A 16,298-nucleotide genomic window follows, 5' to 3' on the forward strand; every position below is an offset into this window, starting at 1 on the left:
GTCGCCGCGGAAATATCAATGTGACATTAGTGGGGCGATTGTTTAGGATGGCTCCCAGAAGGTCAATAGTTTGGCATAAAGTTAATCGCGATAATTTATAGCCAGATTATTGACGGAAATACAGCGTCAATAAGTTATCCATTTATAGAAAGTACGTCCAGACTGAAGTGGCGCCGACGCCCGTCAGGTCCATGGAAGTCAACTGAATGTGACACCCCGGAGAGTCTTCAATGAGCAGTGTTGTTGCCGTCGTCAAAAGCATTGTCGGTCAGGTTTTCGTGGTGTCCCCAGAGGGCGTGCGTCGCGTACTCGTTGAAGGCGATCGCCTGTATGTCGGCGACCAGATCGATACCGGTCTGTCCGGCGCGGTGTCGCTGGAACTGGCCGATGGCCGCATGCTCGATCTGGGCCGTGACACCCAGTGGAGCGCCAGCTCGCCTGACTCCAGCACTGACCTGGCCGAAGCCACGGCGCAGGCTGCGCCTTCTGTAGAAGAACTGCAGCAAGCCATCGCCGCCGGTGTCGACCCGACCACCGCACTCGAATCCACCGCGGCCGGCCCGACCGCCGCAGGTACCGGTGGTGCTGCCGGTGGCGGTCACAGCTTCGTCATGCTCGACGCCACCGCTGGCCGCGTAGATCCGACCATTGGCTTCCCCACGGCGGGCATCAATTCTGCCGGGCAAGTCGCGCAGGACACCACGGGCGGCCTGACCACCGACACCACCACCAACGCACAGCGTGACTCGACCCTGAGCCTCAGCGCCACGCCGACCATCACCGAAGCCGGCGGCGTGCTGGTGTACACCGCGACCCTGACCCAGGCGCCGCTGACCGACCTGACTATCACCCTGTCCAACGGCGCAGTCATCGTCATTCCCGCCGGCGCCACCACCGGCACCGTCAACGTGCCGCTGGCACCGAACGACACGGTCTACAACGACCCGACCCAGATCGACGTGACCGTCACTGGCACCAGCGGCGGCAACGGCATCACCGTGACCCCGCCGACTATCCCGGCGACCACGCAAGTCACCGACACCGTCGACACCACTACCGTCACGTTGACGGCTGGTTCGAGCGTGACCGAAGGCGGCCAGATTACCTACACCGCGACGCTGACTAACCCGGCGCAAACTCCGGTCACCGTCACGCTGTCGAATGGCTCGACCATTACCATTGGCGCTGGCCAGACTACCGGCACCGTCAACGTGCCGACCCCAGCCAATGACGTTTACAACAATGGCAGCACCGTTACGACCACGATCACCGGGGCTACCGGCGGCAACTTCGAAAATCTGGTGCCGAACCCGACACCAGCCGTTACCACCATCACAGACTCGGTTGATAACACCGGCCTCACGCTGACCGCGACCAACAACATCGTCGAAGGCGGCCAGATCACCTACACAGCGACACTGACTAATCCAGCGCAAACGCCGGTAACCGTCACCCTGTCCAACGGTTCGACCATCACCATTGCTGCTGGCGAAACCGTGGGCACCGTCAACGTGCCGACTGCGGCCAACGACGTCTACAACAATGGCGGCACCGTCAGCACCACGATCACTGGCGCTACCGGTGGCAACTTCGAAAACCTGGTGCCGAACACCACACCAGCCGTTACCACCATCACAGATTCGGTCGACAACACCGGCCTGACCCTGACTGCGACCAACAACATTGTTGAAGGCGGTCAGATCACTTACACCGCGACACTGACCAACCCGGCGCAGACGCCGGTTACCGTCACCCTGTCCAACGGTTCGACCATCACCATTGCGGCAGGCGAAACCGTGGGCACCGTCAACGTGCCGACTGCGGTCAACGACGTCTACAACAATGGCGGCACCGTCAGCACCACGATCACTGGCGCTACCGGCGGCAACTTTGAAAACCTGGTGCCAAGCAACACGCCTGCGGTCACGACGATCACCGATTCGGTCGACAACACCGGCCTGACCCTGACTGCGACCAATAACATCGTTGAAGGCGGTCAGATCACTTACACCGCGACACTGACCAATCCGGCACAAACCCCGGTAACCGTCACTCTGTCGAACGGTTCGACCATCACCATTGCGGCTGGCGAAACCGTTGGCACCGTCAACGTGCCGACTGCGGTCAACGACGTCTACAACAATGGCGGCACCGTCAGCACCACGATCACTGGCGCTACCGGCGGCAACTTTGAAAACCTGGTGCCAAGCAACACGCCTGCGGTCACGACGATCACCGATTCGGTCGACAACACCGGCCTGACCCTGACTGCGACCAATAACATCGTTGAAGGCGGTCAGATCACTTACACCGCGACCCTGACCAACCCGGCGCAAACCCCGGTAACCGTCACTCTGTCCAACGGTTCGACCATTACCATCGCGGCTGGCGAAACCGTCGGCACCGTCAACGTGCCGACGGCGGCCAATGACGTTTACAACAATGGCAGCACCGTCAGCACCACGATAACTGGCTCCACCGGTGGCAATTTCGAAAATCTGGTGCCAAACACCACACCAGCCGTGACCACCATCACCGACTCGGTCGATGACACTGGCCTGACCCTGACCGCGACCAACAACATCGTTGAAGGCGGTCAGATCACTTACACCGCGACATTGACCAACCCGGCGCAAACCCCGGTAACTGTCACCCTGTCGAACGGTTCGACCATCACCATTGCAGCCGGCGAAACCGTCGGCACCGTCAACGTGCCGACTGCGGCCAACGACGTCTACAACAATGGCGGCACCGTCAGCACCACGATCACTGGCGCTACCGGCGGCAACTTTGAAAACCTGGTGCCAAGCGACACGCCTGCGGTCACGACGATCACCGATTCGGTCGACAACACCGGCCTGACCCTGACTGCGACCAATAACATCGTTGAAGGCGGTCAGATCACTTACACCGCGACACTGACCAATCCAGCGCAGACGCCGGTAACCGTCACTCTGTCGAACGGTTCGACCATCACCATTGCGGCTGGCGAAACCGTGGGCACCGTCAACGTGCCGACTGCGGCCAATGACGTCTACAACAATGGCAGCACCGTCAGCACCACGATCACTGGCGCTACCGGTGGCAATTTCGAAAATCTGGTGCCAAACACCACACCAGCCGTGACCACCATCACCGACTCGGTCGATGACACTGGCCTGACTCTGACCGCGACCAACAACATCGTTGAAGGCGGTCAGATCACTTACACCGCGACACTGACCAACCCGGCGCAAACCCCGGTAACCGTCACTCTGTCGAACGGTTCGACCATCACCATTGCTGCGGGCGAAACCGTCGGCACCGTCAACGTGCCGACTGCAGCCAACGACGTCTACAACAATGGCGGCACCGTCAGCACCACGATCACTGGTGCAACCGGTGGCAATTTCGAAAATCTGGTGCCAAGCAACACGCCTGCGGTCACCACGATTACCGATTCGGTGGATGACACTGGCCTGAGCCTCAGCGCCACCGGTTCCGTGGCCGAGGGTGGCCAGATCACCTACACCGCCACGCTGACGAATCCGGCCGGCACACCGGTAACCGTGACCCTGAGCAACGGCTCGGTGATCACCATTGATGCCGGCAAAACCACCGGCACCGTTACCGTTCCAGCGCCTGCCGATGACGTCTACAAGGACGCCGGCCAGGTCGAAGTCAGCATCAAGGACGCCACCGGCGGCAATTTCGAAAATCTGGTGCCGAACGCTACGCCGGCAGTGACCGAAATCACTGACACCGTCGATACCTCGACGGTGAAGCTGAGCGCAGACACCTCGGTTGCCGAAGGCGGCACCGTAACTTACACCGCCACCGTCGGCGCGCCAGTCACCGGCTCGCCTGTGGTCGTGACGTTGGCCAACGGCCAGAACATCACCATTGCCGTCGGCCAGACCACTGGCTCCATCACCTACACCGCACCGAACGATGCCTTGACCGGCAACGCTCCGCTGACCAATTCGATCACTGGCGTAAGCGGTGGCAACTACGAAAATCTGGTGGCGGACAAAACTCCAGTTTCGACCACCGTCACCGACGTTGCCGACACCACCAATCTGTCGCTGAGCGCGACCGCTTCCGTGGCTGAAGGCGGCCAGATCACTTACACCGCCACCTTGACCAATGCTGCTGGCTCGCCAGTGACCGTGACCTTGTCGAACGGCGCCGTCATCACCATCAAGGCAGGCGAAACCAGCGGTAATGTGACCTTCCCGGCTCCGTCCGACGACGTTTACAAAGACTCCGGCTCCGTGCAGGCAACCATCACCAGTGCCACCGGCGGCAATTTCGAGAACCTCGTTCCGAGCACCACGCCAGCGGTCACTCAAGTCACCGACACCATCGATACCTCGACGGTCAAATTGACCGCCGACACTTCGGTAGCCGAAGGCGGCACCGTCACCTACACCGCCACTGTCGGCGCGCCCGTCACCGGCTCGCCTGTTGTCGTGACCCTAGCCAACGGCCAGAGCATCACCATCGCCGTGGGCCAGACCACCGGTAGCGTCACCGCCCCGGTATCGAATGACGTGCAGATCGGTCACGCACCGCTGACCAACTCGATCACCAACGTCAGCGGCGGCAACTTCGAAAATCTGGTCGCCGACAAGACCCCGGTCAGCACCACCGTGACCGACACCGTCGACACCACCAGCGTCGCGCTGACTGCCACCGGCAACGTCAATGAAGGCGGGCAGATCACCTACACCGCGACGCTGAGCAACCCGGCCGGTACGCCGGTCACCGTTAACCTGAGCAACGGTTCGGTCATCACCATTGAAGCCGGCAAGACCACCGGCACCGTGACCGTTCCGGCACCTGCCGATGACGTCTACAAAGACGCCGGCAAAGTCGAAGTCACCATCAAGGACGCCACCGGCGGCAACTTCGAAAATCTGGTGCCGAGCACTACGCCTGCGGTGACCAACGTTGCCGACACGGTCAACACCACGCACCTGACCCTCAGCGCAGAAAGCTATGTGCTCGAAGGCTCTTCGATCACTTACACCGCAACGTTGACCAACGCCGCGCAAACGCCGGTAACCGTCAACCTGAGCAACGGCCAGACCATCACCATCGAAGCCGGCAAGACCAGCGGTTCGGTGACGATTGCCGCACCGAGCGATGACGTCTACAAGGACGTCAGCAAGCTCACCGTAACCATGACCGACGCCAGCGGTGGCAACTTCGAGAAACTCGACGTCAGCAAGACTCCGGTCAGCACCACGGTCAACGACACCGTCGACACAACCGCACTGACCCTGACCGCCAGCGATACCGTCAGCGAAGGTGGCCAGATCACCTACACCGCGACCCTGAGCAACCCGGCCGGCACTGCGATGACGGTGACCCTGGCCAACGGCGCGGTGATCAACATCGCGGCCGGTGCTACCAGCGGCTCGGTGAATTTCCCGGCGCCCGCCAATACGCCGTACATCGATGGCAGCAACGTGCGGACGGCGATCGCCAGCCACAGCGGCGGCAATTTCGAGCGCGTCGAGGCCGATCGTTCGGCTGTGGTGACCAAAGTCACCGACGCCGTCGACACCACCAACATCAGCCTGAGCGCCACCGGCAGCGTTGCCGAGGGCGGCTCGATCGTCTACACCGCCACCCTGAGCAATCCGGCCGGCACCGCCATGAGCGTGACCCTGAGCAACGGCGCGGTGATCAACATTGCCAAAGGCGCGAGCACCGGCAGCGCAACCGTCGCCGCCCCCGCCGATGACGTGTACAAGGACGCCGGCAAGGTCGATGCGAGCATCACCAAGACCAGCGGCGGCAACTTTGAAAATCTGGTGATCGACAAGACGCCTGCGGTAACTGATGTCACCGACACCATCGACAACAGCACCGTTGCGCTGACCGCCAGCGCCAGTGCGGTGGAAGGCGGCGTGGTTGTCTACACCGCGTCCGTGACCGCACCGGTCACCGGTTCGCCAGTGCTGGTGACCCTGTCCAACGGCCAGACCATCACCATTCCGGTCGGCGCCAGCAGCGCCAGCGTCAACTTCACCGCGCCGAACGATGCACAGGCCGGCGGCAACACCCTGAGCGTGAAAATCGACGGCGCCAGTGGTGGCAATTACGAAAATCTCGTCGCCGACCAAACCCCGGCGGTGACCTCGGTAACCGACGTCGCCGACACCACCAACCTGTCGCTGTCCGCGACCGGCTCCGTGGCCGAGGGCGGTTCGATTGTCTACACCGCAACCCTGAGCAACCCGGCCGGCACGCCAGTGACCGTGAGCCTGAGCAACGGCGCGGTGATCACCATCGAGGCCGGCAAAACCAGCGGCACCGTCACCGTTCCGGCACCTGCCGACGACGTCTATAAAGACGCTGGCAAAGTTGAAGTCACGATCAAGGACGCCACCGGCGGCAACTTCGAAAACCTGGTGCCAAGCACCACGCCAGCGGTCACCGATGTCACCGACACCGTCGACACCTCGACGGTCAAACTGACCGCGACCGAAACCGCGGCCGAAGGCGGTACTGTCACCTACACCGCCACGGTTGGGGCGCCGGTCACCGGTTCGCCTGTGGTCGTGACCCTGGCCAATGGTCAGAACATCACTATCGAAGTCGGCAAGACCAGCGGCAGCGTGAGCACCACCGCGCCGAACGACGTCCTCGCCGGCCACGCGCCGCTGACCAACTCGATCACCAACGTCAGCGGCGGTAATTTCGAAAATCTTGTCGCCGACCAGACCCCGGTCAGCACCACCGTGACCGACACCGTCGACACCACCAACCTGTCGCTCAGCGCGACCGGCGCGGTGAACGAAGGCGGCCAGATTACCTACACCGCGACTTTGAGCAACGCCGCCGGCACACCGGTCACCGTGACCCTGTCGAACGGTGCGACTATCCTCATCGAGGCCGGCAAAACCACCGGCACCGTGACCGTCGATGCACCGAAAGACGACGTCTACAAAGACGCCGGCAGCGTTGAAGCGACCATCCAGAGCGCAACCGGCGGCAACTTCGAAAACCTCGTCGCCAGCACAGCGCCGGCGGTGACTACGGTCAACGACACCATCGACACCACCACCGTGTCGCTGAGCGCCACTGCGAACGTCGCTGAAGGCGAAACCGTGGTCTACACCGCCACGGTGGGCGCGCCAGTGACCGGTTCGCCGGTCACCGTCAGCCTGTCCAACGGCCAGACCATCACCATCGCCGTTGGCGAAACCACCGGCAGCGTCAACTACGTCGCGCCGAACAGCCCGCTGGCGGGCGGCAGCTCGTTGAGCGTGACCATTGATGACGCCACGGGTGGCAATTACGAAAAACTGGTGGTCGACGGCAAGTCCGCAGACACCGTGGTTTCCGACACTACCGACACCACCAATCTGAACCTGAGCGCCAGCGACTCGGTCGCCGAAGGCGGCCAGATCACCTACACCGCAACCCTGACCAACCCGGCCGGCACACCGGTCACCGTGACCCTGTCGAACGGCGCCACGATCACTATCGATGCAGGCAAAACCACCGGCACCGTGACCGTCGACGCACCGAAAGATGACGTCTATAAAGATGCCGGCAAAGTCGAAGTGACCATCGAGGGTGCGACCGGCGGCAACTTCGAGAACCTGGTGCCAAGCGCGGTTCCAGCGGTGACCAATGTCACCGATACCATCGACACTTCGACCGTCAAACTGACCGCCGATACTTCGGTGGCTGAAGGCGGCACCGTGACTTACACCGCCACCGTCGGCGCGCCAGTCACCGGCTCGCCTGTGGTCGTGACTCTGGCCAACGGCCAGACCATCACCATCGGCGTCGGCCAGACTACCGGCACCGCAACCGCTGTTGCTGCGAACGATGCGTTGGCCGGCAACGCCCCGATCACCAACTCGATCACTGGCGTAACTGGCGGCAATTTCGAAGATCTGGTTGCAGACAAAACTCCAGTTTCAACTTCTGTCACGGACGTTACCGACACCACCAACCTGTCGCTCTCGGCGACCGGTTCTGTGGCTGAAGGTGGCTCGATCGTTTACACCGCTACGCTGACCAACGCCGCTGGCTCGCCAGTGACCGTGACCTTGTCGAACGGCGCTGTCATCACCATCAAAGCAGGCGAAACCACCGGCAATGTGACCGTTGCGGCACCGTCCGATGACGTTTACAAAGACGCCGGTTCCGTCCAGGCGACGATCACCAGCGCCACCGGCGGCAACTTCGAAAACCTGGTACCAAGCACTGCTCCGGCCGTGACGACAGTCACCGACACCATCGATACCTCGACCGTCAAACTGACCGCCGATACTTCGGTCGCTGAAGGCGGCACCGTGACTTACACCGCCACAGTCGGCGCTCCGGTCACCGGCTCGCCAGTTGTGGTAACTCTGGCCAACGGTCAGACCATCACCATCGGCATTGGCCAGACTACTGGCACTGCAACTGCTGTTGCTGCGAACGATGCGCTGACCGGCAACGCCCCGATCACCAACTCGATCACAGGCGTAACTGGCGGCAATTTCGAAGATCTGGTTGCAGACAAAACTCCAGTTTCGACTTCTGTCACGGACGTTACCGACACCACCAACCTGTCGCTGAGTGCGACCGGTTCCGTGGCCGAAGGTGGCTCGATCGTTTACACCGCTACGCTGACCAACGCCGCTGGCTCGCCAGTGACCGTGACCCTGTCGAACGGTGCTGTGATCACCATCAAGGCTGGCGAAACCAGCGGTAATGTGACCGTTCCGGCACCGTCCGATGACGTCTACAAAGATGCCGGTTCCGTCCAGGCAACGATCACTAGCGCTACCGGTGGCAACTTCGAGAATCTGGTACCGAGCACAGCTCCGGCCGTGACGGCTGTCACCGACACCATCGATACCTCGACAGTCAAACTGACCGCCGACACTTCGGTGGCTGAAGGCGGCACCGTGACCTACACCGCCACAGTCGGCGCTCCGGTCACCGGCTCGCCAGTTGTGGTAACTCTGGCCAACGGCCAGACCATCACCATCGGTGTCGGCCAGACTACTGGCACTGCAACCGCTGTTGCTGCGAACGATGCGCTGACCGGCAACGCCCCGATCACCAACGCCATCACCAACGTCAGCGGCGGCAATTTCGAGAATCTCGTCGCCGACAAGACCCCGGTCAGCACCACCGTGACCGACACCGTCGACACCACCAATCTGTCTTTGAGCGCCACCAACTCGGTGGCCGAAGGTGGCCAGATCACCTACACCGCGACCCTGACCAACGCCGCTGGCTCGCCAGTGACCGTGACCCTGTCGAACGGCGCCGTGATCACCATCAAGGCTGGCGAAACCACCGGCACCGCAACTGTTCCTGCACCGTCCGACGACGTTTACAAAGACGCCGGTTCCGTCCAGGCAACGATCACTAGCGCTACCGGTGGCAACTTCGAGAATCTGGTACCGAGTACAGCTCCGGCCGTGACGACTGTCACCGACACCATCGATACCTCGACCGTCAAATTGACCGCCGATACCTCGGTGGCTGAAGGCGGCACGGTCACCTACACCGCCACTGTGGGTGCTCCGGTCACCGGCTCGCCTGTGGTCGTGACTCTGGCCAATGGCCAGACCATCACCATCGGCGTCGGCCAGACCACTGGCACCGCAACCACTGTTGCTCCGAACGATGCGCTGACCGGCAACGCGCCGATCACCAACTCGATCACAGGCGTGAGCGGCGGCAACTTCGAAGAACTGGTGGCGGACAAAACACCGGTTTCGACCACTGTTACGGATGTTAACGACACCACCAATCTGTCGCTCAGCGCCAGCAACTCGGTGGCTGAAGGTGGCCAGATCACCTACACCGCGACCTTGACCAACGCCGCTGGCTCGCCAGTGACCGTGACCTTGTCGAACGGCGCCGTGATCACCATCAAGGCTGGTGAAACCACCGGCACCGCAACCGTTCCTGCACCGTCCGATGACGTCTACAAAGACGCCGGTTCCGTCCAGGCGACGATCACCAGTGCCACCGGTGGTAACTTCGAAAATCTCGTGCCGAGCACCACTCCAGCGATCACTCAGGTCACTGACACCATCGATACTTCGACCGTCAAACTGACGGCTGATACTTCGGTGGCTGAAGGCGGCACCGTGACTTACACCGCAACCGTCGGTGCGCCAGTTACCGGTTCTCCTGTCGTCGTGACATTGGCCAACGGCCAGACCATCACCATTGGCGTCGGTCAGACTACTGGCACTGCAACCGCTGTTGCTGCGAACGATGCGCTGACCGGCAACGCGCCGATCACCAACTCCATCACTGGCGTAACCGGCGGCAACTTCGAAGATCTGGTGGCGGATAAAACACCGGTTTCGACCACTGTTACGGATGTCAACGACACCACCAATCTGTCGCTCAGCGCCAGCAACTCGGTGGCTGAAGGTGGCCAGATCACCTACACCGCGACCTTGACCAACGCCGCTGGCTCGCCAGTGACCGTGACCTTGTCGAACGGCGCCGTGATCACCATCAAGGCTGGTGAAACCACCGGCACCGCAACCGTTCCTGCACCGTCCGATGACGTCTACAAAGACGCCGGTTCCGTCCAGGCGACGATCACCAGTGCCACCGGTGGTAACTTCGAAAATCTCGTGCCGAGCACCACTCCAGCGATCACTCAGGTCACTGACACCATCGATACTTCGACCGTCAAACTGACGGCTGATACTTCGGTGGCTGAAGGCGGCACCGTGACTTACACCGCAACCGTCGGTGCGCCAGTTACCGGTTCTCCTGTCGTCGTGACATTGGCCAACGGCCAGACCATCACCATTGGCGTCGGCCAGACTACTGGCACTGCAACTGCTGTTGCTGCGAACGATGCGCTGACCGGCAACGCCCCGATCACCAACTCGATCACAGGCGTAACTGGCGGCAATTTCGAAGATCTGGTTGCAGACAAAACTCCAGTTTCGACTTCTGTCACGGACGTTACCGACACCACCAACCTGTCGCTCTCGGCGACCGGTTCTGTGGCTGAAGGTGGCTCGATCGTTTACACCGCTACGCTGACCAACGCCGCTGGCTCGCCAGTGACCGTGACCCTGTCGAACGGTGCTGTGATCACCATCAAGGCTGGCGAAACCAGCGGTAATGTGACCGTTCCGGCACCGTCCGATGACGTCTACAAAGACGCCGGCTCCGTGCAGGCGACGATCACCAGTGCCACCGGCGGCAATTTCGAGAACCTCGTTCCGAGCACTGCTCCAGCGGTGACGACAGTCACTGACACCATCGACACGTCGACCGTCAAACTGACCGCCGATACTTCGGTGGCTGAAGGCGGCACCGTGACTTACACCGCCACCGTCGGCGCGCCGGTAACCGGTTCGCCTGTCGTCGTGACTCTGGCCAACGGCCAGACCATCACCATCGGCGTCGGCCAGACCACTGGCACCGCAACCGCTGTTGCTGCGAACGATGCGCTGACTGGCAACGCTCCGATCACCAACTCGATCACTGGCGTAACCGGCGGCAACTTCGAAGATCTAGTCGCCGACAAAACTCCGGTTTCGACTTCTGTCACCGACGTTACCGACACTACAAATCTGTCGCTCAGCGCCACCAACTCGGTGGCCGAAGGTGGCCAGATCACGTACACCGCGACCCTGACCAACGCCGCAGGCTCGCCTGTAACCGTGACCCTGTCGAATGGCGCTGTGATCACCATCAAGGCTGGCGAAACCAGCGGTAATGTGACCGTTCCGGCACCTTCCGATGACGTCTATAAAGACGCCGGCTCCGTGCAGGCGACCATCAGCAAAGCTACCGGTGGCAACTTCGAAAACCTGGTACCGAGCACCACGCCAGCAGTGACCAGCGTCACCGACACCATCGATACCACCACCGTAAAACTGAGCGCAACCGCCACAGCGGCAGAAGGCGGCAACGTCGTCTACACCGCGACCGTCGGCGCGCCAGTCACCGGTTCGCCAGTGGTGGTCACTTTGGCCAACGGCCAGAACATCACCATCGCGGTCGGCCAGACTACCGGCACCGTAACTGCCGTCGCACCGAACGATGCGTTGACCGGCAACGCTCCGCTGACCAACTCGATTACCAACGTCAGCGGCGGCAATTTCGAAAACCTCGTCGCCGACAAGACTCCGGTCAGCACCACCGTGACCGACACCGTCGACACCACCAATCTGTCGCTCAGCGCCAGTAACTCGGTGGCCGAAGGTGGCCAGATCACTTACACCGCGACCCTGACCAACGCCGCTGGCTCGCCAGTGACCGTGACCCTGTCGAACGGTGCCGTGATCACCATCAAAGCGGGCGAAACCACCGGCACCGTGAACGTTCCAGCGCCAGCTGACGACGTCTACAAAGACGCCGGCACCGTGCAGGCGACCATCAGCAGCGCCACCGGTGGCAACTTCGAAAAACTGGTATCGAGCACCACGCCAGCGGTGACCAGCGTCACCGACACCGTCGACACCACCACCGTCAGCATCACTGGCAGCAGCTCGGTGACCGAAGGCCAGACCGCCAGCTATACCGTCAGCCTCAATCACCCGGCGCAGACCGAAGTGACCCTGAAAATCGTCTACAGCGGCACTGCTGCCGACGGTTCGGACTTCACCGGCGTGTACACCGTGAAGATCCCGGCGGGCGCCAGCAGCGCGCAGTTCAACGTCGTCACCCTCGATGACAAGATCACCGAAGGCACCGAGAACTTCGTGGTCAAGATCGATTCGGCTACCGGCGGCAACTTCGAGAACCTCGCGGTCAGCAGCACCAATGGCAGCGTCAGCACCTCGATCATCGACAACGATGCGCCACCGGTGCTGGATCTGGATGCCAACAACTCCAGCGGTGCGACCGGTGCCGATTACAAAGTGACGTTCACCGAGAACACCCCGGGCGCCGGCGTGTCGATCGCTGACACCGACATCAGCATCACCGACCCGGACAGCACGATGCTGACCGGCGCCACTGTGGTACTGACCAACCGTCAGGACGGCGATGCGCTGAATCTGGGCAACAGCGTCAACGGCATCACCATCAATGCCAACAGCACCAACGGCACGGTGACCCTGACCCTCTCGGGTAACGCGACCCTGGCCGACTACATGCAGGCCATCAAGAACATCAGCTTCACCAACAGCAGCGAAAACCCGAGCACCGTGCCACGGGTCATCACTGTGACGGTGACTGATGGCGGCAATTACTCCAACACCGCGACGACCACAGTCAACGTGGTGGCGGTCAACGATGCACCGGTCGCTGCGCCAAACAATGTCACCGGCACCGAAGACACGCCGCTGGTACTCGGCTGGTCGACCTTTGGCGTCAGCGATGTCGACAGCCCGGCGAGCAGCCTCGGCATCAAGATCACGCAGCTGCCGGGCGAGGGCAAACTGCAGTATCTGGACGGCTCGACCTGGAAGGATGTTGCCAACAACCAGACCTTCAGCAAGGCCGACATCGACGCCGGCAAGCTGCGCTTCCTGCCGGATGCCAACGAGTCGGGCACCAACGGTTACGGCGGCACCGGTCTGGGCAACAATCAGGCGGACTACGCACAGATCAAGTTCCAGCCTACCGATGGCCAAGCTCTGGGCAGCACCGGCACGGTGAAGATCGACATCACGCCAGTGGCGGATGCGCCGACCGTAGCCGTGGCTGACAACAGCGTGAAATCCACTGGCCTGATCAAGGAAGTCTGGACCGGTCTGTCGGGCCTGGGCACTGACGGCAGCGGCGCTAACTCGACCACCCTGAAAAACGTCATCGATGCCGCCGGCAAACCGAACTCCAGCGGCAACGTCACCAACGTGCAGTCTGACGGCAGTGTCGCCGCCGGTACGGCGTCGAAGACCTCTGGCCTGATCTACCTGGAAGCCGGCAAGACCTACAGCTTCAGCGGCGTGGCCGATGACAGCCTGCTGATCACCATCGGCGGCAAGAACGTGGCGTCGGGTACCTGGGGCGCGGGCGGTGCGATCAATGGTTCGTTCACCCCGACCACCAGCGGTTATTACACCCTCGACATCTATCACCACAACCAGAGCGGCCCGGGCAGTTACGACGTCAACCTGTCGGTCAACGGCGGCACGCCAATCGATCTGAGCAACGCCGGCGTGCCGATCTACACCGGTGTGCAGGATCTGATCAACTCGGGCGTGACCGTCTCCGATCTGCACGGCACCAACGGCGAAGGTTATTACGACGGCTACAAGCTCAACACCGGCGCTGAAGGCACCACGTTGAAACTGTCGGCAATCAGCACCGCGCTGACCGACACCGACGGCTCGGAAACCCTGAGCGTGAAGATCAGCGGTGCACCGGTCGGTTCGGTGCTCAGCGATGGAGCGGGGCATACCTTCACCGTTACCGCGAGCAATGGCGAAGCCAACGTCACCGGCTGGAACCTCGGCTCTCTGACCGTGACTCCGCCGACCTACTACAACGGCCAGTTCAACCTGACCGTGACCTCGACGTCCACCGAACAGGTCGGTGGCTCCGCGAGCAGCACCGCGACCATTCCGGTCACGGTAGTGCCTGCGGTGTACAACGCGGTCACCGCCACCTCGGGTGATGACAACGTCATCGGCACCGACGCCAACGACATCATCGTCGCTGACATCGGCGGCCTGACCGTGGTGCCGGGCACCAACTACAACATTGCGTTTATGGTCGACAGCTCGGGCAGCATGAGCACTTCGTCGCTGAACGCCGCGAAAGACTCGCTGACCTCGGTGTTCAACAGCCTCAAGCAAAGCCTGGGCGGCAGCAACTCGGGCACGGTGAACATATTCCTGGTGGACTTCGATACCCAGGTCAACAAATCGGTGTCGGTGAATCTCAACGACCCGAACGCGCTGACGATGCTCAAAGCCGTACTCAACTCGATGGGCTCTGGCGGCGGTACCAACTATGAGGACGTGTTCAAGACCACGGCCAACTGGTTCCAGAGCGCCGACGCAGTGGCCAACACCGGGGCGAAGAACCTCACGTACTTCATCACCGATGGCCAGCCGACTTACTACCAGACCGGCGAGCAGACCAACCCGACGCTGTATGGCAACGTGAAACTCGACAGCGTGGTAAACACCAGCAACTACAAGCAGGGCGACACGTTCAGCACCTACATCGACAACTCGCACTACCTGACCATCAACAGTGCCGGCAGCGTTGTGCTGCAAACCTACAACTCGTGGTGGGGCTGGAGCAGCGAGACCCTGGGCACGATTCATGCGCAGGGCGACGGTACTTATGAATTGTCGAACCTCGCGGGTACCGGCAACAGCACCAACTCGTCGACGACCAGCAACTCGACCAGCGGCTTTGCCTTGTTGAGCGGGTTGTCGAGCGTCGAAGCCATTGGTCTGAACAACGACGTCAGCCTCAACGACCTCAAGCCGTACGATTCGGACAAAACGCCGCAAACCAACATCGATCCGAAGGATCTGGCCAACTCGATCATCGGCCATACCGAAGCGACGATGCCGGGTAACGACACCGTCAACGGTGGCGAAGGCAACGACATCCTGTTCGGCGATCTGGTCAGCTTCAACGGCATTGCCGGCGAGGGTTACCAGGCGATGCAGGCGTTCGTCGCCAAAGAAACCGGCGTCGACGTCAGCAAAGTCACCACCAGCAACGTGCACCAGTACATCACCGAGCACTATCAGGCGTTCGATGTGTCCGGCGCGCACGACGGCAACGACACGCTGCTCGGTGGCGCAGGCAATGACATCCTGTTCGGCTCGGGCGGCAACGACCTGCTCGACGGCGGCAAAGGCAATGACATCCTGCTCGGCGGCACCGGCAACGACACGCTGATCGGCGGTCAGGGCAACGACATCCTCATCGGCGGTTCCGGTGGCGACACCTTCGTCTGGAAATCGGGCGACACCGGTAGCGATGTGATCAAGGATTTCAAAGCCAGCGAAGGCGACCGCATCGACCTGCGCGACCTGTTGCAGGGCGAGACCGGCAGCACGATCGACAACTTCCTGAAGATCACCACAGTGGATGGCACGTCGTCGCTGCAAGTCAGCTCGGCGGGCAAATTCAACTCGGGCGATGCCGCTGCGGCCACGCCGGACGTGACGATCAAACTGGAAGGCAACAATTGGGCGAGCGCCAACCTGCACAACCTGATTGCCGGCAGCGATCCGACCATCAAGGTCGATCACAACAACAGCTGAGGCTGAAACAACAACGGCCGCCTCTTGTGAGGCGGCCGTCGCGTTTGCGGGCAATGTAGCGGTGACGATTTGATCGGCGCCCCGCATACTGGCGCGCAGTTGGCTATGCTGCTGACAGCATGACGCTGT

Annotated in this window: 1 protein-coding gene; it reads left to right on the forward strand. The window is 61.6% G+C overall.

What is annotated here, in order from left to right; translation table 11 throughout:
* Positions 1 to 230: 230 nt before the first annotated feature.
* Complete coding sequence (locus tag ACV8MC_RS05860; protein WP_457264739.1) at positions 231 to 16,169, forward strand: LapA family giant adhesin; 15,939 nt, start codon at positions 231 to 233, stop codon at positions 16,167 to 16,169.
* Positions 16,170 to 16,298: the final 129 nt, after the last annotated feature.

This window comes from Pseudomonas sp. PK-RTE-24 (assembly GCF_054052265.1).

Coding starts and splice junctions, on each gene's coding strand:
- ACV8MC_RS05860 (WP_457264739.1), top strand. CDS start 231: ATGAGCAGTGTTGTTGCCGTCGTCAAAAGCATTGTCGGTCAGGTTTTC.